Annotated in this window: 20 protein-coding genes and 1 pseudogene; 14 read left to right on the top strand and 7 right to left on the bottom strand. The window is 72.8% G+C overall.

Translation table 11 applies throughout. The features are described 5' to 3' along the window. The first annotated feature begins 83 nt into the window (after positions 1–83). Positions 84–1,112 carry a D-cysteine desulfhydrase family protein gene (locus tag ACLJOU_RS00885; RefSeq protein WP_410562033.1) on the top strand — a complete coding sequence of 343 codons (1,029 nt, stop codon included), beginning with the start codon at positions 84–86 and terminating at the stop codon, positions 1,110–1,112. 78 nt (positions 1,113–1,190) lie between these two features. Here ACLJOU_RS00885 and ACLJOU_RS00880 read toward each other — a convergent pair. Next, positions 1,191–1,757, bottom strand: a pseudogene (locus ACLJOU_RS00880) (DUF998 domain-containing protein); the annotation flags it as partial. A 34-nt stretch (positions 1,758–1,791) separates the two neighbouring features. Beyond that, positions 1,792–2,577, bottom strand: coding sequence for a protein phosphatase 2C domain-containing protein (locus ACLJOU_RS00875; RefSeq protein ID WP_410562030.1), 786 nt, complete (start codon positions 2,575–2,577; stop codon positions 1,792–1,794). A gap of 91 nt (positions 2,578–2,668) precedes the next feature. Between ACLJOU_RS00875 and ACLJOU_RS00870 the strand changes: the two genes are divergently transcribed. Both ACLJOU_RS00870 and ACLJOU_RS00865 read left to right on the top strand, forming a co-directional pair. Next, on the top strand, positions 2,669–2,878 hold the full coding sequence (locus tag ACLJOU_RS00870) for a sigma factor-like helix-turn-helix DNA-binding protein (protein WP_410562027.1): 210 nt from the start codon (positions 2,669–2,671) through the stop codon (positions 2,876–2,878). Beyond that, the gene (locus tag ACLJOU_RS00865) at positions 2,878–3,417 is read left to right on the top strand and encodes a Clp protease N-terminal domain-containing protein (RefSeq protein ID WP_410562025.1); all 540 of its coding nucleotides are present in this window, start codon (positions 2,878–2,880) and stop codon (positions 3,415–3,417) included. The genes ACLJOU_RS00870 and ACLJOU_RS00865 overlap by 1 nt, the downstream gene beginning before the upstream one ends. On the opposite strand, the gene ACLJOU_RS00860 is transcribed toward ACLJOU_RS00865, so the two are convergent. After that, positions 3,414–4,055: a YczE/YyaS/YitT family protein gene (locus ACLJOU_RS00860; RefSeq protein ID WP_410562022.1), complete on the bottom strand. Its 642-nt coding sequence runs from the start codon at positions 4,053–4,055 to the stop codon at positions 3,414–3,416. The genes ACLJOU_RS00865 and ACLJOU_RS00860 overlap by 4 nt on opposite strands. Before the next feature lie 61 nt (positions 4,056–4,116). Between ACLJOU_RS00860 and ACLJOU_RS00855 the strand changes: the two genes are divergently transcribed. Beyond that, the gene (locus ACLJOU_RS00855; protein ID WP_410562021.1) at positions 4,117–5,565 is read left to right on the top strand and encodes a PLP-dependent aminotransferase family protein; all 1,449 of its coding nucleotides are present in this window, start codon (positions 4,117–4,119) and stop codon (positions 5,563–5,565) included. 501 nt (positions 5,566–6,066) lie between these two features. Here ACLJOU_RS00855 and ACLJOU_RS00850 read toward each other — a convergent pair. Further along, positions 6,067–7,437, bottom strand: coding sequence for a hypothetical protein (locus ACLJOU_RS00850; RefSeq protein WP_410562019.1), 1,371 nt, complete (start codon positions 7,435–7,437; stop codon positions 6,067–6,069). Between the two features lie 750 nt (positions 7,438–8,187). Next, the gene (locus tag ACLJOU_RS00845; RefSeq protein WP_410562016.1) at positions 8,188–9,354 is read right to left on the bottom strand and encodes a pyridoxal phosphate-dependent aminotransferase; all 1,167 of its coding nucleotides are present in this window, start codon (positions 9,352–9,354) and stop codon (positions 8,188–8,190) included. A gap of 29 nt (positions 9,355–9,383) precedes the next feature. On the opposite strand from ACLJOU_RS00845, the gene ACLJOU_RS00840 reads away from it, so the two are divergent. Then, positions 9,384–10,682, top strand: a complete 1,299-nt coding sequence (locus ACLJOU_RS00840) for a DUF445 domain-containing protein (protein WP_410562013.1) — start codon at positions 9,384–9,386, stop codon at positions 10,680–10,682. Positions 10,683–10,893: 211 nt separating this feature from the next. On the opposite strand, the gene ACLJOU_RS00835 is transcribed toward ACLJOU_RS00840, so the two are convergent. Continuing rightward, entirely contained in the window at positions 10,894–11,358 is a 465-nt protein-coding gene (locus tag ACLJOU_RS00835; protein WP_410562010.1) for a CGNR zinc finger domain-containing protein, read from the bottom strand. An 83-nt stretch (positions 11,359–11,441) separates the two neighbouring features. Here ACLJOU_RS00835 and ACLJOU_RS00830 point away from each other — a divergent pair, with 83 nt between their 5' ends. The 3 genes from ACLJOU_RS00830 to ACLJOU_RS00820 are packed head-to-tail and all read left to right on the top strand — an operon-like array spanning position 11,442 to position 12,814. Further along, on the top strand, positions 11,442–11,810 hold the full coding sequence (locus ACLJOU_RS00830; protein ID WP_410562007.1) for a VOC family protein: 369 nt from the start codon (positions 11,442–11,444) through the stop codon (positions 11,808–11,810). Between the two features lie 7 nt (positions 11,811–11,817). Beyond that, positions 11,818–12,201, top strand: coding sequence for a zf-TFIIB domain-containing protein (locus tag ACLJOU_RS00825; RefSeq protein ID WP_410562005.1), 384 nt, complete (start codon positions 11,818–11,820; stop codon positions 12,199–12,201). Between the two features lies 1 nt (position 12,202). Next, positions 12,203–12,814 carry a nucleoside kinase gene (locus ACLJOU_RS00820; RefSeq protein WP_410562002.1) on the top strand — a complete coding sequence of 204 codons (612 nt, stop codon included), beginning with the start codon at positions 12,203–12,205 and terminating at the stop codon, positions 12,812–12,814. Here ACLJOU_RS00820 and ACLJOU_RS00815 read toward each other — a convergent pair. Then, the gene (locus tag ACLJOU_RS00815) at positions 12,811–13,956 is read right to left on the bottom strand and encodes a methyltransferase domain-containing protein (RefSeq protein WP_410562000.1); all 1,146 of its coding nucleotides are present in this window, start codon (positions 13,954–13,956) and stop codon (positions 12,811–12,813) included. The two genes, ACLJOU_RS00820 and ACLJOU_RS00815, sit on opposite strands and share 4 nt — an antisense overlap. 144 nt (positions 13,957–14,100) lie before the next feature. Here ACLJOU_RS00815 and ACLJOU_RS00810 point away from each other — a divergent pair, with 144 nt between their 5' ends. The 6 genes from ACLJOU_RS00810 to ACLJOU_RS00785 all read left to right on the top strand — a co-directional run bounded on the left by ACLJOU_RS00810 (position 14,101) and on the right by ACLJOU_RS00785 (position 18,589). Then, positions 14,101–14,520 (top strand): helix-turn-helix domain-containing protein, encoded by a 420-nt coding sequence (locus tag ACLJOU_RS00810; protein ID WP_410564645.1) that lies wholly within the window; start codon positions 14,101–14,103, stop codon positions 14,518–14,520. Further along, on the top strand, positions 14,517–15,206 hold the full coding sequence (locus ACLJOU_RS00805) for a hypothetical protein (RefSeq protein ID WP_410561998.1): 690 nt from the start codon (positions 14,517–14,519) through the stop codon (positions 15,204–15,206). Before ACLJOU_RS00810 ends, ACLJOU_RS00805 begins: the two co-directional genes overlap by 4 nt. Before the next feature lie 84 nt (positions 15,207–15,290). Next, the gene (locus tag ACLJOU_RS00800; RefSeq protein ID WP_013222364.1) at positions 15,291–15,584 is read left to right on the top strand and encodes a DUF2516 family protein; all 294 of its coding nucleotides are present in this window, start codon (positions 15,291–15,293) and stop codon (positions 15,582–15,584) included. Between the two features lie 13 nt (positions 15,585–15,597). Continuing rightward, positions 15,598–16,140: a YbaK/EbsC family protein gene (locus ACLJOU_RS00795; protein ID WP_410561995.1), complete on the top strand. Its 543-nt coding sequence runs from the start codon at positions 15,598–15,600 to the stop codon at positions 16,138–16,140. Continuing rightward, positions 16,137–17,144, top strand: coding sequence for an ornithine cyclodeaminase family protein (locus tag ACLJOU_RS00790; RefSeq protein ID WP_410561992.1), 1,008 nt, complete (start codon positions 16,137–16,139; stop codon positions 17,142–17,144). Before ACLJOU_RS00795 ends, ACLJOU_RS00790 begins: the two co-directional genes overlap by 4 nt. Continuing rightward, positions 17,141–18,589 carry an aromatic amino acid lyase gene (locus ACLJOU_RS00785; RefSeq protein WP_410561990.1) on the top strand — a complete coding sequence of 483 codons (1,449 nt, stop codon included), beginning with the start codon at positions 17,141–17,143 and terminating at the stop codon, positions 18,587–18,589. The genes ACLJOU_RS00790 and ACLJOU_RS00785 overlap by 4 nt, the downstream gene beginning before the upstream one ends. The last annotated feature ends 15 nt before the right edge of the window (positions 18,590–18,604 follow it).

Here is an 18,604-nt window from a genome sequence, read left to right as displayed (position 1 = left end):
TCGGACGAACGATACCGGATACCGGCGGTTTTCGGCGCTCCCGAGCGCTCCAAGGCCACCTCGGGGCGCTTTAGAGTGGGCCCATGACGTTCGACTTCGCCGGATTCCCCGACGCCGCGCTGGCCGCCATCCCCCGGGTCGACCTGGGCGGCTGGCCGACCCCGCTGCAGGCGGCCCCCCGGCTCGGCGAAGCCCTCGGCCTGCGCAACCTCTGGCTGAAGCGCGACGACGTCCACCCGCTCGGTGCCGGCGGCAACAAGCTCCGCAAGCTCGAATACCACCTCGGCGCGGCCGCGGCGGCCGGCGCCGACACCGTGATCACCTTCGGCGCGCTCCAGACCAACCACGGCCGCCAGACCGCCGCCGCGTGCGCGAAGCTCGGCCTGCGCTGCGAACTCGTGCTCACCGCGAAGGTCCCGCGCGACGGCGACGCCTACGAACGCGGCGGCAACGTCCCGCTGGACAAGCTCTTCGGCGCCACCGTCCACGTCTGCGCGGACGGCGAGGAGACCGGCCGCACCTACGACCGCCTCGTCGCCGAAGCACAAAAGGAAGGCCGGCAGGTCTTCACCGTCCCCGTCGGCGGCTCGAACGCCCTCGGCGCCCTCGGCTACGTCCGCGCCACCCGCGAACTCGCGCAGCAGCTGGAAGAACGCGGTATCGAGCGCGCCCACCTCGTCGTCCCGCACGCCAGCGGCGGCACCGCGGCCGGGGTGGTCCTGGCCTCCGCGCTGCTGGGGAACCTCGGGGTCGGCATCGCCTGCGTCAGCCACCCGCTCGACGAGGCCACGGAGAACCTCCGCGACCTCGTCGGCGGTGCGGCCGGGCTCCTCGGCGTCGAACCGCCGTCGCTCGCCCACACGAAGCTGGGCGATTCGACGCTCGGTCCCGGCTACGGCATCCCGACCGACGCCGTCTGGAACGCCCTACGGCTCTTCGGCCGCACCGAGGGGGTGGTGCTCGATCCGGTCTACACCGGCAAAGTGGCCGCCGCGCTGGTCGAATGGGCCGGTCACTTCGCCCCGGACGACCACGTGGTGTTCCTGCACACCGGCGGGCTGCCCGGCCTGTACGGCTACGCGCCCGAATTCGCCGCGGCCGTCGAAGGCTGACTCCAGCCGGCTCGCGAGCCACAGCAGCGTGCCCAGCAACGCGATGTCGGCGAGCAGCAGCAGCCGCTGCATGACGCCGATCGGGAACGCGTCGGAGACCTCGCGGAACGGCTCGATCCCGGCCTCGCTCAGCCGAACGAACACGAAGCTCAGGGCGAACAGCGCGAACGCCCCCGCGGACAGCCGGATCGCGCGGACCAGCGCGACGCGCTCCGGACGGCCTCGCAGCGGCTCCAGCAGCGAGATCGCCGCGCCGGGGAGGCTGCAGAACGCGACCAGGCACGCGTAGAGGTGGATTTCGCCGCTCACCGGGTCCGGCGCCTCGGGGTAGCTCGCCGGGAAGACCGCCGCCGCGGCCAGCCCGAGCGCCCACAACGCGAGCAGCAGCCGGGTCGTCCGCGACAGCGGCACCCCGGCGACCTGCAGCGCGCCGAGCACCGCCAGCGACCCGATGGCCAGCGACAGCACGCTCGCCGCGAGCATCCCTTCGCCGCGGTCGGTCACCGTGTAGCTCGACAGCGTGTCGTACACCGGGTTCCGCGAACTGATCACGTGCAGCACCACGGCGGTGAACAGGCCCCACCCGATCGCCCCCAGCGCGACGAGCCGCCACGGTCTCGTGCGCTTCCCCGTTTCCGTCCCCATTGGACCAGGGTGTCGGCAAACGCGACCGGAGTGATCAGGGAAGACCCTGAACAATCCCCGATTCGAAGTCCACGAGGACCAGGGCCTGGTCGTCGTGCCGCTTCGGCCGTGGCCAGCGTTCGCCGTCCGGATCCTGCTTCTCCGCGGTGCGGACGGCGGCCAGGACGGCGTCGGGTCCGTCGGCCCGGGTGATCGCCAGCACCTCGCGCCAGTCGAAGAGTTCGTACTGGTCGACACCGATCGACACACCGTCGCTGGCGAGCAGCACGGCCTCGACGCCGGACCGCGGCCAGCTGCGCCGGACCGAGTGCGCGGCGGCGCCCGGGTCGGCTTCGGCGACCCAGAAGCCGTCGTGGGCATTGCGCCGGCGCCGGACGTCGGCGCCGGTCTGGAGCAGCCCGCGCCGCCGCAGCCGCGCGAGCCGGTCGTCCGAGACGACGTCGACGCCGAAGTCACCGAAGCCGACCACCGGGCTGTCGGCCAGGACGAGGGCGTCAACGCGGTCGTCGAGCCAGCGCACGGCCGCGACCGTGCTCGACGGCGAACGCTGCGGCCGCAGGCGGTGTTCGGCCGTGACGGCGGCGATGGCGCTGGTCAGGACCGCGGCCAGGTCGGCTTCGGGAGCCGCGCGGAGGTCGTCGGCGAGGCGCCGGGCCAGCCGTTCCGCGTACCAGCCGCCCGGGGGCTGCGCGGGGTCCGACGAGGTGGCGCCGTCCAGGACGAGCACCGCGTTGTCCAGCACGACGACGTGGTCCTCGGTGGGGCGTGGGTGGCCGTCGGCGCCCACCCCGGCCCGTTCGGCGATGGCGATCTCGGGCATCACCCGACTGTACGTCGCCCGTCCGGGGTGTTCGCGCTGAGCGTGTCAACCCGAGTTGACACCGGCGAGACGTCAACGTAGGTTGACAAGCATGACGGAAGCAACGGATCTGGCCGCCCGGGCGGGTGATCGCGATCCCCGGGTGGGGCTGCGCGCGGTCGCTGCGCTCCGGCAGCTGCTGGAACAACTGGAGGCCGTGCAGGTCCGCAGCGCGCGGGTGCACGGCTGGTCGTGGCAGGAAATCGCCGCCGAGCTGGGGGTCAGCCGGCAGGCCGTGCACAAGAAGTACGGGAGGCACTGATGTTCGAGAAGTTCACCCAGGACGCCCGGATGGCCGTCGTCGAGGCCCAGATCCGGGCCCGCGCCACCAACGCCGACGAGATCGACACCCCGCACCTGCTGGCCGGGATCGCCAACGTCGCGCCCGGCGAGGGCGCCCGCTTGCTGACCGAACTCGGGGTCACGCTCGCCGACATCGACGCCGACATCGACCGGATCCGGCGCCGCGGCGGCGTCAGCGACGCGGACGCGGCCGCGCTGACCGAGTTCGGGATCGACGTCGACCGGATCGTCGAACGCATCGAGGAAACCCACGGCCAGGGGGCGCTCGCCGTCGGCCGGGCGCGCCCCCGGCGTGGGCACATCCCCTTCTCCGACCGGGCGAAGAAGACCTTGGAGCTGAGCCTCGGGGAAGCCAAGGGGCTGGGGGACGACTTCCTGGGGGCGGAGCACATCCTGCTCGCGCTGGCCCGGCAGCAAGGCACGGACGAGCTGCTCGCCCGGCGCGGCGTCGACTACGAAACGCTGCGCCGCACGGTGGTGCAGCGCAAGGCGGGTTAGTGACCCTCCTGCGGCTGCTGCTTTTCCCGCCAGGTCGTCAGGGGGAGCAGCGCCTGGGTGAGCGGCCCGATGGCCAGGGCGTAGAGCACGGTGCCGACCCCGACGGTCCCGCCGAGCAGGAACCCGGCCGCGACCACGGTCACCTCGATGGCGGTGCGCACCAGCCGGACCGACCGGCCGGTGCGCCCGGCGAGGCCGGTCATCAGGCCGTCGCGGGGGCCGGGGCCCAAGCGGGCGCCGACGTAGGTGGCGGTGGCGACGCCGTTGAGCGCCACCCCGCCGACCAGCAGGAGGATCTGCCAGCCCAGGTCGTGCTGATCGGGGAGGAACGCCCGGACGACATCGACCATGACCGAGATGACCACGACGTTCGCGATGGTGCCGATGCCGGGCCGCTGGCGCAACGGGATCCACAGCAGCAGCACGACCACCGAAATCAGGCCGGTGACCGTGCCGAACGTCAGGCCGGTGTGCTTCAGCACGCCTTCGGCGAGCACGCTCCACGGCTCGAGGCCGAGGCCGGCGCGGGTGACGAGGGCGACGCTGGTGCCGTAGAGGGCGAGGCCCGCGAGCAACTGGACGCTGCGCCGGGCGGGGTCACGGGTGATCCGGACGGGCCGGAGATCGATCTGAGCCACGTCTCCACTATCGACGCAAAGTGGCCTTGTAAACCATAGCCAATTCCAGGATATTGGCCTTATGGACGCCGGACTCCCAGTAGGTGGACGCATCTCAGGACCGCGATTGGCCGTCATGCTGGGTTCGTGGCGGCAAGGCGGCTCCCGGCAGGGCGCGGCCGACCTGGCCGCGGCCATCGAACTGCAGGTGCTGGACGGCCAGCTCCCGCTCGGCACCCGGCTGCCCGCCGAGCGCGAGCTGGCCGACGCGCTCGGCGCCAGCCGGACGCTGATCGGCGCGGCGCTGGACCGCTTGCGGGAGAACGGGTTCGTCGCGAGCCGCCGCGGCGCGGGCTCGTGGATCGCCGCGCCGGGGCGGCGGCGCCGCGGGCCGCTGGCGCCGGCGAGTGAGGGCTCGATCGACTTCACCCACGCGTCCTCGCCGGCGGTGCCCGGTACGGCCGCGGCGGTCGACGCGGCCCGTGTCCGCCTCGCCGCGCACCTCGGTGACCACGGCTACCAGGAGCGCGGCCTGCTCGCGCTGCGGGAGCAGATCGCGCAGCGCTACACCGAGCGCGGGCTGCCGACGACACCGGCGCAGATCATGGTCACCAACGGCGCACACCACGCGTTCGTGCTGGTCCTGCGGATGCTCGCCGGTCCCGGCGACCGCGTGCTCGTGGAGCAGCCGACGTACCCGAACGCCCTGGAGGCGATCCGGGCCGCGCACGCCATCCCGGTGCCGGTGGCGCTCGACCCCAGCGGGGCGCGCGGCTGGGACATCGCCGGCGTCGACGCGGCACTGCGCCAGGCGTCCCCGCGGCTCGCCTACCTCGTCGTCGACTTCCAGAACCCGACCGGCCTGCGCCTGGACGCCGAAGGCCGCGCCCGGCTCGGGACCGTCCTCGCCCGCGCCCGGACGCCGGTCGTGGTGGACGAGACGCTCGTCGAGCTGGACCTGGCGGGCGATCCGCGGCACGGGCCGCCACCGCTGGCCGCGTTCGCCGGTGACCTGGTCATCTGCGTCGGCTCGGCGTCGAAGACGCACTGGGGCGGGCTGCGGCTCGGCTGGATCCGCGCGTCGGAGGACCTGCTCGGCCGGCTGGTCTCGGCCCGCTACGCCGTCGACCTCGGGTCGCCGGTGTTCGAGCAGCTCGTGCTCACCGAGCTGATGGCCGACGAAACCGTGCTGGACCGGCGGCGCGCGGAACTGCGGGGCTACCGGGACGCGCTGGCCGGCGCGGTGCACCGGTACCTGCCGGACTGGACGTTCACGCTGCCGGACGGCGGGCTGTCGCTGTGGTGCCGGATGCCGGAGCCGGTGAGCTCGCGGCTGGCGGTGGCGGCGGCGAGCCACGGCGTCCAGGTGGCCCCGGGCTCGCGCTTCGGCGTCCACGGCGGGCTGGAGCGCTGGATCCGGCTGCCGTTTTCCCTGCCGCCGGACCGGATCGACGAAGCCGTGCGGCGGCTGAGCGCGGCCGAAGCGTCGGTGCGCGGCACCCCGGCTTCCCTGGACGCGCCGATCGCCTAGAAAGAACGGACCGGTGCGCTGGATGCGAGCCTGCTCCCAGGGATGGGCGGCGTTCATGTGCATCCAGCGCACCGGTCCGTCGTTCCACACACCCGTTCACGGACGTGACCCCGTTCACGGGTGCCGCGGCTTCCCGGCACAGCCCCTCGACGTGCCGGGAAGCCGGCGGCTCAGGTGCGCTCGCGGTACTGCGAGTCCTCGCTCGGCGCGGTGAGCGAGGGCTCCCGGAGGGCACCCGGTGTGGGTCCCGGCGCCGCGGGGGCAGCGCGGCGCCGGGACCGGGATCCGACCCGGCCGGGCGCGGTCGGCCGGTCGGAAAGTTCGTGGGTTCGCATGGTTTCGCCCCTGGGGTACGCCGGACGCGCGCAAGCGGCGTCACGAGACGTGAAAGAGCCACGGATTTGCAGCTGGAGCAGGGGATTCGTCACGCATCAACGGCGTGCGGGTGCGCTCGGACGAGCTGGAAACGGGCGCACTTGTCCCCGGCGGCCCGGTCCGGGGTCAGTCTGGGGAGGTGGTGGGCAGGGCGGCTTCCCTGCCTGCGCCGTCGGCATCGTGGCCGCGGCTGGTGCCGATCAGCTTGAGCTGCGTGGTGGTGACGTCGTCGGTGTGGACGGCGAACGCGTGGCGGGCGCCGCCGGAGCCGTCGTGGCCCGGGGCCGCGGTGGGGGCCGGCGCGCTCGGCGCGGTGGTGCCACCGGGGAGGCCGGGCGGGGAATCGCCGCCGCCGCCGTTCGTGGCGTGGGCGCCGGAGTCGCGGGGCTGCTCTTGGACCGCCGGCAGCGTCTCCGCGTGCCGGAAGACCGGGCGCGCGACGGCGACCCGGGTGCTCTGCTGGTCCGCCGTCGTGGGCTCCGCGGCCGGGGCGGCCTCGAGAACCGTGGCCGGGGCCTGGGTGACGACGGCCGCCGCCGCGGGGACCGTGGTGATGCCGCCGCCGGCGTTCGAGCTGCCGCCGAGCACGGGGCTCAGGACGTCGTCGAGGGGCAGCAGCGCCGGCGCACCGGGGTTGCCCGAGAGCGGTTGGGTCAGGGGCGCCAGCACGGTGTGGGACAGCGTGCCCGTGACCGTGCCCAGCGTGCCCGTGACCGTCGAGAGCGTCCCGCCGACCACGTCGAGAACGCCACCGACGAGGCCGCCGATCAGGCCGCCGCCGGCCGAGGTCGTCTTGGCCGGCGCCGCGGCGGTGTCCTTTGTGGTCGCTCCGGTGACGGCTCCGAGCGTGCCGCCGACGAGGTTGCCCAGCAGGTTCCCGCCGGCGGAGGTGGCTTTCGGCGCTTCGGCGGACGAGCTCGCCGCGAAGGAGGTGGCCTTCGTGGTGGCCTTCGTGGTGGCCTTCGTGGTGGCCACGGGCTCGTCGGCGGCCGGGCTGTCCGGCGTGGCTTCGGTGGCCGGGCTGTCCGGCGTGGTCGCGGCCTGCTCCCCGGCGGCCGAGGTGTCCTTTGTGGTCTCGGCCACCGCAGGCACGTCCGCCTGCGTGTCCTCCGCCTGCGGCGCTTCGGCGCTGTCGGTCTTCGGCTGCACCGCGCACGCGGCGGCGCCGGTCTCGTGGTGGCTCTTGCGGTGCCTGGCGTGCCAGAGCGGCTTCGCGGCACGGTTTGCAGCGGCATGGTCCACAGCGGCATGGTCCACAGTGGAAACCACGGGCGCTCCGGGGCACGCCGGCGCCTCGGCCGCTGCCGCGGTGCTGCCCGACAGCGCGCCGCTGAGCAGCCAGCCCGCCAGGGTCAGGCCGCCGGCGACGAGGATCTTGGCGGCGGGACGCTGCAGCGATGCCGTCCACGGGCGCGGCGCGCGGCCGCGCGCGTACGAGGCAACCGGGTCACCCGCGGCGAGCGCGGGACGCACGGGAGCGTCCGCCGTGCTGCTCACCGCCACCACCACCGTCCGCGCCTGAGGCTTCCGCGACTGCCGCTCGAGCCTGATTCTTGCTGGGTCTTTCTCCGGCCAGGTCGCAGTTCCCCCGGGGCTGCACTCTTTCTAGCACCGCTCGCGAGTCTTTCATCTCTCCCGCGTTCGATCCAGCCCGCAAGGCCCAGCGGCCCTACCGGGCCAGGGATCTGCGGCCAACGAGTTGATCACTCTCAGTGCCGTTCGGGTGTCGCCTTACGGCCATTCGGACGATTATTGCAAATTGCACGTCCGCGGCTGACCTGATGTTTCCGGGCGGCCGATGGCGGTCCGTGCCGAGACGGTTCCGCTCGGTGTGCGTTCTGCGGATCGGCCCGGCCGCCGGAAATCGGCCCGGGATGGGGGAAGCCGATTGGGCCGAACGGGTTGAGTGCGCGGCTTCGCTTGCCCTGCGCGGAAACCACGCGGCGCGGACCGGATCGCCATCCGGCTGCGGTCCGTGATCACGAACGGCGTGGCCGCGGCGCTCCGGGAGCCGGCCGCCGCGGCGCGCGCCCGGCAGGCGGAGCACCGCGCCGGAGCCCCCGGCGCCCGCCGTGGCCGTCGCGGGATGCAGTCGCCGCTGTTGCGGAGAGTGACGAATCGGCGCGGCAAGTGGTGGACGCGCCTCTTCACCCGCGCGGGCTGCGGCGCCCCGGCCGGGCCGTCTCCCGCGCCCGGTGCGGCGCTGGAACGACCGCGGCCGCCGTCTACTCAGCCCGACCGCGGTGATCAGACCAGTTTGCGCAACCGGGTGATGGCCTCGTCGATGACCTCGTTGCGCTTGCAGAACGCGAAACGCAGCAGGTGTTTCCACTCGTCCGGGTGATCGGTGAAGACCTTCACCGGCACCGCGGCGACACCCACCCGGCCCGGCAGCTCCCAGGCCAGGTCGGCGGCGTCGGTGAAGCCGAGCGGCCGCACGTCGACGCAGACGAAGTACGTGCCCGCCGTCCGCCGCACGGCGAACCCGGCGTCCGCGAGGCCGGCCGAAAGCCGGTCGCGCTTCTCCTGCAGCGACGCGCGGAGGCCGTCGACCCACGGCAGCTCGTGGTCGAGCGCGTGGGCGACGGCCGGCTGCAGCGGGCCGCCCGACACGAAGGTGATGAACTGCTTCGCCGCCTTCACCGCGGCGACGAGCTCCGGGGTCGAGCAGACCCAGCCGATCTTCCAGCCGGTGCAGTTGAACGACTTGCCCGCGCTGGAGATGCTCACCGTCCGCGGCCGCATCCCGGGCAGCGTGACCAGCGGGATGTGCTCGTTGCCGTCGAAGACCAGGTGCTCGTAGACCTCGTCGCAGATCGCGATGAGGTCGTGTTCGACGCACAACGCGGCCAGGGCCTCCAGCTCGGCGCGGGTGAACACGGTGCCGGTCGGGTTGTGCGGGGAGTTGACCAGGATCGCCCTGGTCCGCGGCGTGACGGCGGCACGCAGGCCGTCGACGTCGAGGCCGAAGCGGCCGTCCGGGCCTTCGACCAGGCCGACCACCCGCCGCTCGGCGCCGGCCATGGCGACCGCGGCGGCGTAGGAGTCGTAGTACGGCTCGATGACGAGCACTTCGTCGCCGGGCTCGGTCAGGGCCAGCAACGCTGCCGCGATGGCCTCGGTGGCGCCCGCCGTGACCAGGATCTCCGTGTCCGGGTCGTACTCGGTGCCGTAGCGCCGCCGGTGCCGCGCGATGGCGGCCCGCAGCTCGGGCCGCCCGGGCCCCGGCGGGTACTGGTTGGCCCCGCCGAACAGGGCGTTCTTCGCCGCGTTGAGCATGCCGTCCGGGCCGTCGGTGTCCGGGAAGCCCTGGCCGAGGTTGACGGCGTCGTGCCGCACGGCCAGCGCGGTCATCTCGGCGAAGATGGTCGAGGTGAACGGCCGGAGGCGGGGGACGAGAGCAGGTTCGCGCACGATCAGCCATCCTCACGGACAATGGCGATGTGGAGCAACTGACCCCCGCGAAGGTGACGCCCGCCGACCCACCGGGCGGCGCGGCCGGTGAAGAGGAAAAGCGGCGTGCGCTGCGCAAGATGAAGCTCGTCGCGCTGTCGTTCCTGCTCGGCGCGACGCTGGTGTTCCTGCTGGCCGGCTGGGCGCAGTCGGCCGGCTGGCCGGCCTGGGTGGGGTACGTGCGCGCCGCGGCCGAGGCCGGCATGGTCGGCGCGCTGGCCGACTGGTTCGCCGTCACGGCGCTGTTCCGGCACCCGCTCGGGCTGAAGATCCCGCACACGGCGATCATCCCGAACAAGAAGGACGCGCTGGGCAACAGCCTCGGCGACTTCGTCGGCTCGAACTTCCTCTCCGAGGAGGTCGTGCGCGACAAGCTCAAGCGGGTCGAGCTCGCGCGGCGCCTCGGCGCGTGGCTGGCGCAGGAGGACAACGCCGAGCGCGTGACGTCGGAGTTGTCGACGGCGGTCCGCGCCGCCGTCCGCGTCCTTCGCGACGAGGACGTCCAGGCGATCATGGAGCAGGCCGTCGCGCGCCGGATCATCGACAAGCCGTGGGGCCCGCCGCTGGGCAAGATCCTCCAGGGCGTGTTCGCCGACGGTGCCCACCACAAGCTGGTGGACCTGATGTGCGACCGCGCGTACGAGTGGGTCCGCGACAACCACACGACGATGCTGCGCGTGGTGTCGGACCGGGCGCCGAGCTGGTCGCCGAAGTTCGTCGACGAGATGCTCGCGGACAAGGTCTACGGCGAGGTGCTGTCCTTCGCGTGGGCGGTGAAGACCGACGTCAACCACCCGATGCGGCTGGCGCTCGACAAGTTCCTCGGCGAGTTCGCCCAGGACCTGCAGACCGATCCCGACGTGATGGCCCGCGCCGAGCAGGTCAAGGGCCAGATCGTGCACCACGAGGAGGTCCAGCGCCTGATCGGTTCGGCGTGGAGCACGGCGAAGGAGATGCTGCTGACGGCGGCCGAGGACCCGTCGAGCGAGCTGCGCCGGCGCGTCCGGCTGGGGCTGGTGTCACTGGGTGCGCGGCTGGTGTCGGACGACCAGCTGCGCGCGAAGGCCGACGGCTGGGTCGAGGGCGCCGCGGCGTACCTCGTGAAGAACTACTCGCGCGAGATCACCACGATCATCACGGACACGGTCGAGCGGTGGGACGCGGAGGAGACGTCCCGCAAGATCGAGCTCCAGGTGGGCCGCGACCTGCAGTTCATCCGGATCAACGGCACGGTGGTGGGCGCGCTCGCCGGCCTGGTCATCTACGCCGTGGCGGAGCTGCTGTTCTGATGGCCAGGTCATATACCACAGCTGGAGGACCTTCAAACCAGTTGTCCACAGGAAGCTGAGTTATCCCCCGGGTTATCCACAACTTTTCACGGTGATGGCCTAACGGCTGTCCACAATGTGTGGGGTTGCGGCGGGCCGGGGCGTGGATATGTGGTGCTTCGTCCGCAAGTTGTCCACAGCCGTTCGAGGGTCCGCCGCTCGGATGAGGCCTTCAGCCCGCGGCGGCGGTGCGGGCACGCCAGCCGCGCGCCTTCTCCCGGTTCCCGCACACGCGCATCGAGCACCACGTCCGCGACCGGTTGCGCGACTCGTCGTAGAACGCCCACAGGCACGTGTCCGCGGGGCAGATCTTCAGCCGGATCCAGTCGCCGCGGACCACCAGGCGCGCGCACGCGACGAACACCGCGCCGACGACGTCCTCCGCGACCAGGGACGGGCCGTCGGCCGTCAGGCAGATGCGGGTGCCCACCTCGGCGTGGGCGGCCGGGAGGCGCGGGTCGCCGATCGCGGCGCGCAGGGCGTCGCGGGCCGCGCGGGCCTCGGCGGGCGGGTTGGCCGCCAGTGCGTGGCCGGCCGCCCACTCGTGCCACTGCCCGGGGTCTTCGAGCAGGTCGGTGCGCTCTTCGACGTTGACCGTGTTGAGGAAGTCCACCACGAGGGAGGCGTCGGTGTGCACTTGCCGATTGTACGGCGGTTGCCTTTGCGTGGGCTAACCCACATAATCGCTTCACTGGTTACTCAGGATCGAAGGGAGCGACGATGAGTGCGGTACCGACGCTGGGTGTGGTGGCCCTCGACTGCCCGGACCCGGTCGCGTTGGCGGAGTTCTACCGCTCGGTGCTGGAGTGGGACGCGCCCGAAGTGGTGGCGGACGGGCACTGGGCGACGCTGAGGAACCCCGCCGGCGGAGCGGGGATCGCCTTCCAGCGCGTGTCCGGCTACCGGCCGCCGGCGTGGCCCTCGGCGGAGAACCCGCAGCAGCTGCACCTGGACCTGAACGTCACGGACCTGGAAGCGGCGCACGAGCGCGTGCTCGGCCTGGGGGCGAAGCTGCTGGATGACAAGCCCGAGACGTTCCGCGTCTACGCCGATCCGGTCGGGCACCCGTTCTGCCTCTGCGCCTGCTGAGGAGTTTTTGCGTAGGCTCGGTGGCGTGATTTGTCCGAAGTGTCAGAACCTGATGCGGACCGTCGACAAGAACGGCATCCACATCGACCAGTGCGACGGCTGCCGGGGGATCTTCCTGGACCGCGGTGAGCTCGAGGCGATCGCCGGGGCGGAGAGCTCGTTCTACGGCCACCAGCCACCGCCTTACCGGGGGCGTCCCGACTCGCCGCGGCCCTACCGCGGCGGCTACCCGGACTCGCCGCGGCCGCACCGCGGGTACTCGGATTCACCCCGGCCGTACCGCGAATACGCGGATTCACCCCGGCCGTACCGCGGGGGCTACGCGGACTCGCCGAAGCCCTACGGGCACGGGCACCGCAAGCGCGGCTTCCTCGAGAACCTGTTCGACTGAAATGGGGCTCGACCTGCGGATCTGCCCGGCGTGCGGCGAGCTGGCCGAGCGCCCGGTCGTCGCGGGCTCGGTCATCACGTGCCCGAAGTGCGGGCACGAGCGGCCGTTCCGGAAGCTGCCCCTGTTCGCGCTGACCGGCCCGAGCGGCGCCGGGAAGTCGACGATGGGGCCGCTGCTGGCCGAGCGGTTCGCCGGTGACGTCGTCCTGCTGGAGCAGGACATCCTCTGGATCGACGCCCTGCGCGACGACGTCGGGACGTTCCGCTCGGTCTGGCTGCGGATGGCGGCGATGGTGCAGCAGAACGGGCGCCCGGTCGTGCTGTGCGGGACGGTCGCGCCGCCGGAGTTCGAGCCGTTGCCGGAGCGCGCGTTCTTCAGCGAGATCCACTACCTGGCGCTGGTCGGGTCGCCGGAGTCGTTGCGCGCCCGGCTGCGCGCGCGGCCGGCGTGGCGTGAGTGGGACGAGCCGCGGATCGAGGAGATGCTGGAGTTCAACGACTGGCTCCGGACGTCGGCGCCGGGCCTCGGCGTCGAGCTCTTCGACACCACGGAGGCGTCCCCGGAGGCGACCGCCGACCACGTGGCGCGGTGGATCCGCGCGCGGCTTCCCTAGGGCAACGGCCAGGTGCGGCCGCCGGGGGAGTCGAGCCAGAACTCCTGGCGCTCGCCGGCCACCGTCACCCCGAAGCGGTCGCGGTCCGGTTTGCCCAGCTCGCACCACTCGACGAACGCCGCCTCCGCGATCTCCCACAGCGCCCGCGGGCCGCCTTGGGCGACTTCGTCGGCGCCGCCGCGCTTGCGGTGGCGGACCCACGAGCCGTCCGGGTGGACCAGCGCGACGCTCGCCGCGTCGCCGGTGCCTTCGCGCACCGGCCGGACGCCGGGCAGCGCCAGCCCGGCGAAGAACTCGAACTGCCTGCGGGGCTGGAGCACCGCCGACATCGGCAGCCTCGTCTGCTCCCAGTCGCTCCGCGCGGGCATCGGCAGCGGGCCGGTCTCCGGCAGCCGGTGCGCGCGCAGCGGCATGAACCGGCCGTCGCGCGCGAGGACGCGGCCCTGCGCGGTGCCGTCCTCGCCCACCACGAGCCGGACCAGTCCGGCGCCGATCGGGCGGTTGAGCGTCGTCACGACCAGCCCGCCCGGCGCGGTCTGCGCGAGCCACGCGGGCGGGATCGAGGAAACCGACGCCGTGCACAGCACCCGGTCGAAGACCGTGCCGCCCGGGAAGCCGAGCGCGCCGTCGCCCACCGCGCACGCCGGGTGGTGGCCCGCCGCGGCCAGCCGCTCGCGCGCCGCCGCGACGAGCGCCGGGTCGATGTCCACTGTGGACACCCGGCCGCTGCCGCAGCGGTGGCTCAGCAGTGCGGCGTTGTACCCGGTGCCGGTGCCGATCTCGAGCACGCACTGCCCGTCGCGCACGCGCAGCTCCTCGAGCATGATCGCCATGATCGACGGCATGCTCGACGAGCTCGTCGGCGTGCCCGCGACCGGGCCGGTGCGCCGGGCGAGCTCCCAGCGGGCCGGGTCGTCGTCGAGCTGCGTCACCAGCACGTCGCGGGAGTAGACGGTCTCGAGCCAGCCCGGATCGCCGCGGTCGACGGCGGCCCACAGCCCGCCCGCCGGCACGAAGAACCGCGGGAGGAAGACGTGCCGGGGGACCGCGCGGAAGGCGGCGACCCACTCCGGGGCGTGCAGGACGTCCTCGTCGAGCAGGTGCTCGACGAGGCGCCGCCGCAGCCGGGCCGAGCGCGTCATGGGACCACGGTAGCGGTGCGCGTCACACCCGATGGTTGCAAGCAGAGTGCTTGCAATAGCTAGCACTCGCGCGTACCGTCGGAAGTGTCGCGAGGAGGTGACCGGATGGCGGAAACCGGTGGGACGGCAGGATCCGGCGGTCCCATGGAGAAGGTCGCGGACATCGCTTCCGACATCGGCGAGTACATCCGCCAGCAGCGCAACACCGCGAAGATCTCGTTGCGCCAGCTGTCGAAGCTCGCCGGCGTGTCCAACCCCTACCTGAGCCAGATCGAGCGCGGGGTGCGCAAGCCCAGCGCGGAGATCCTGCAGCAGATCGCCAAGGGCCTGCGCATTTCGGCGGAAGCGCTGTACGTGCAGGCCGGGATCCTCGACCTGCCGACGGGCGGGCCGGTGGGCGACGCGATCCGCGCCGACGCCGAGCTGACCGAGCGGCAGAAGCAGGTCCTGCTCGACGTCTACGAATCCTTCCGCCGGGAGAACGCCGCGGCACGGCCGGCCGCCGCTCCCGCTCCGGAAACCCCAGACACATCTTCAGCCGCGAAACCCGAGGAGTCAGCATGACCACCCCCAAGACCGAAGACGTCAAGAAGGCCGTCACCACCGCCCTCGACCAGGTCCGCACGCCGCTGCTCGCCGCGCTCGGCGCCGGCAACCTGGCCACCCACGCCGTCACCGACGCCGTGGCGAAGGCCAAGGAGAACGTGACCAAGAGCGGCGAAGTGGCCCGCAAGAACCTGCAGGAGCTGCCGACCGACGTCGAGAGCCTCCGCGAGAAGCTGGACCCGGCCGAGCTGCGCAAGGTCATCGACGAATACACCGAGGCCGCGCTCAAGCTGTACAACAAGCTGGCCGAGTCGGGCGAGCAGGCGTGGGACAAGATCGCCACGCAGCCGCAGGTCAAGAAGGCCGTCGAGCAGCTCGAAGAGGCCCTGGCCACCGCGCAGGGCCAAGTCGAGGGCGTCACCACCGAGGTGCGCGAGCGCGTCGACGGCGTGCTGGCCAAGGTGACCAAGCGCACCCGCTCGGCCGGCGAGAAGACCGCCCGCAAGGTGACCGAGGTCGCCGGCGAGACCGCGGACGCGATCGAGGAGCTGGGTGACGACGTCGCCCACGAGACCCGCTCGGCCGCCCGCAAGGCCGCGAACAAGACGGCCCCGAAGACGGCCGCCCCGGCCCGCCGCACGACCACGACGAGCACCACCAGCGCCGCCGCGAAGAAGCCGGCCGCGCCGAAGACCGACAAGTGAAGACGCCGTGAACACCCGGCCCCGCCACCGCACCCCCGGTGGCGGGGCCGGGGTCGTTCGGGTGGTTTGCCGTAAGCTGTCGCTGTGCTAGTCGCCATCTGGATCCTCAACGTCATCCACTGGGGCAGCGCGCTGGTCGGGCTCTTCGCCTTCGTGCACGCGCTGCTCCAGCGCGCCGACGCCTACTCCGCAGCCGACCGCAAGACCAAGCCCATCTGGATGCTGATCACCGGCGGCGCGACGCTCGCCATGGTGCTGTTCCCGGTGATGGGCCCGGGAATGATCTTCTACGTACCCGCCATGGCCGCGGCCCTGGTCTACATCGTGGACGTTCGGCCGAAGCTGATCGAGGTCCAGCGCGGCGGCTCCAGCTGGTGATTATTCTGGCGGGGTGACCTGGACCATTGCCGGGAGCCTCACCGTCGTTCCCGCCCCCACGCGTACTGATCTGCTCGCCGAGCCGGTGGCCAAGGCCCTCGCCGCGCTCGCCGACCCGGATGCCGTCGGCGTCGCGGAGATCGATCCCTCGCTCGCCGACACCGCCGCCTTCTGCGAGGCCTACGGCTCGCCGCTCGAGGCGTCCGCGAACTGCGTTGTCGTCGCAGGCAAGCGCGCGGGTGAGGTCCGCTTCGCGGCCGCGCTCGTGCTCGCGACCACCCGCGCCGACGTCAACGGCGTGATCAAGCGCCGCCTCGACGTCCGCAAGGCGTCGTTCGCGCCGATGGACGAAGCCGTTTCGCTGACCGGGATGGAGTACGGCGGCATCACGCCGGTCGGCCTGCCCGCCGACTGGCCCGTCCTGCTCGACAAGCGCGTCGCCGACGCACCTGAGCTCGTCATCGGCAGCGGGATCCGCGGCAGCAAGCTGCTGATCTCCGGCGCCGCGCTGGCCGCCCTGCCCGGCGCCGAGGTCATCGAGGACCTCGCCCGGTGACGTCCGTGTGGCTCCGGTACCTGACCGGCGCCGACATCGACGCCCTCGGCATCACCGAGGCGGACATCGTCGGCGCGGTCGAGGACGTGCTCGCCGACCACGGCCGGGGCCAGGTCGTCTTCGAACCGCGGACGCACCTCGTGCCGGACAACGGCGGCAAAGGCCACTTCAACATCCTTCGCGGCCACCTGTCGGCGAAGCAGGTCAGCGGCGTGAAGGTCGTCGGTGACTTCGTGGGGAACTTCGAGCGGGGCCTCCCGTCCGAGATGGCGTTGATCCTGCTGCTCGACCCGGACACCGGCATGCCGCGGGCGATCGTCGACGGCACGATGATCACCGAAGCCCGCACCGGTGCGATGACCGCCGTCGGCGCGAAGCACCTCGCCCGTCCGGGCTCGCGGGTGCTCGGGCACATCGGCGCCCGCGGGACCGCCTGGTGGAACGTCGTGCTCCTGGACTCCCTGTTCGACTTCGCCGAAATCCGGGTGACCAGCAAGCGCCCGGAGTCCCGCGAAGACTTCGGCCGCCGGCTGTCCGAGCGGCTCGGCAAGGACGTCCGCGTCTGCGCCACGGCCGCGGAGACGCTGGACGGCGCGGACATCCAGGTCGAGGCCTCCCGGCTCGTCGAGCCCGAGGCGCTGGTGCGCCGCGAGTTCCTCCGGCCGGGCACCTTCCTGGTGCCCTACGGCACGATCAGCGCGCTCGAGCTCACGCTGCTCGACGACGTCGACAAGGTCGTCGTCGACGACTGGCGCGAATCGCGGTCCGGCGACCCGCGGTTCGGTGCCCTGCGCCCGCAGCTCAACGCCGGCCTCCTCACCGAGGACAACGTCCACGCCGAGATCGGCGCCATCGTGGCGGGCCGGCGGCCCGGCCGCGAGCACGACGCCGAACGGATCCTGTTCTGGCACCGCGGACTGTCCACAACGGACATTGCCGTGGCGGACATGATCCTCGCCCGTGCCGAGGCGTCCGGCGTCGGCACCATGCTGCCCTACCGATGATCGTCTCCGACAGCGAGTTCGCCGACGGCGCACGGTTGATCCTGGACAACGCGCTGGTGGAAGCCCTGGCGCGGCGCCGGAACGCGCTCCTGGCGGCCCTTGCGGAACCGGGAAAGCCGGTCTACGGCGTCACCACGGGGATGGGCCGGCTCGCGGGGGTCGCGCTGGACGCCCGGCAGCAGGCCGAACACCAGCGGAACCTCCTGATCGGGCGGGCGGTCGGCGGGCCGCCGTGGCTGCCGCCCGAAGACGTCCGCGCGCTGCTCGTCGTCCGGCTGCGCGACTTCCTGCAGCCGTGGTCGGGGGTGAGCCCCGAGCTGGTGCGGTTCCTGGTGGACCGCCTGAACGACGGGTTCACGCCCGCGGTCCCGCGCTCCGGGCTCGGCAGTTCGGGCGAGATCATTGCGCTGGCCCACGCCTTCCAGACCTTCCTCGGCGTCGGCACGGTGCTGGAGGACGGCGTCGAAGTGCCGGCCGCTGCGGCGCTCGCCGCGCGGGGCGCGACACCTTATGTGCTGGGGCCGAAAGAAGGCGCTTCGCTGCTTCAGGGCTCTCCGCTGGCGGTGGTGCACGCTCAGCGCGGCGAGACCGAAACCCGGCGGCTCATCGGCCTGCAGACGCTCACGGCCGCGATGGCGATCGACGTCCTCGGCGCGCCGCGCGAGGTGTTTTCCCCGGTCATGGCGGGCGGCGACGACCACCTGCGGACACTGCTGCAGGAGCTGACCGGGCTGGTGGGCGCCGGCCCGGGGCGACCGGGGGTGGTGCAGGCGCCCCTTTCGGTGCGGGTGGCGCCGCGGGCGCTGGCGCACGCTGCCCGCGTCCACGGCGAGCTGCGCGAGACGCGGCGGCGGTGGCTGACGATGCCGGGTGATTCGCCTTCCTTCGTCGACGGCTCGTTCCTGCCGGGGACCGCCTACCACCCGGTGGACCTGGGGTTGCGCATGGACGCGGTGACGGCCGCGCTCGTGCACCTCGGCGAAATCTCGGTGCAGCGGACGCACCGGCTGCTGGACGAGCGGTTCAGCGGACTGCCGCCGCAGCTGACGGCCGATCCGGGGCCGCGGGCGGGCCTGGTGCCCCTGCACAAGCGAGCGGTCGGCGAACTGCACGCGCTGCGCCGGCTCGCGGCGCCGGCGACGCTCGGTTCGATCGACACGTCGGCCGGCCAGGAAGACGTGCAGGCGTTCGCGGTCGCGGCCGGCGAGCAGGTGCGCACGGCGGCCGCGCACCTGTTCGCGATCACGGCGTGCGAGCTGGTCACGGCGTCGCAGGCGCGGTACCTGGCGGGCGGGCCGGGGGCGCCGGGACTGCGTGCGGCGTATTCGCGGGTGCGGTCGGTGGTGCCGCCACTGGACGAAGACCGCCCGCTGGGGCCGGAAGTGGACCGCCTGATCGCGGCTTGCCGGGCGGCGCTCTTCGACGACCTGACGACGCTCACCTGAGCCCCGCGGAGGTGG

The organism is Amycolatopsis sp. cmx-4-61 (assembly GCF_046548775.1).
Lineage (GTDB): Bacteria > Actinomycetota > Actinomycetes > Mycobacteriales > Pseudonocardiaceae > Amycolatopsis.
This window is presented reverse-complemented; position numbering and strand designations above follow the sequence as displayed.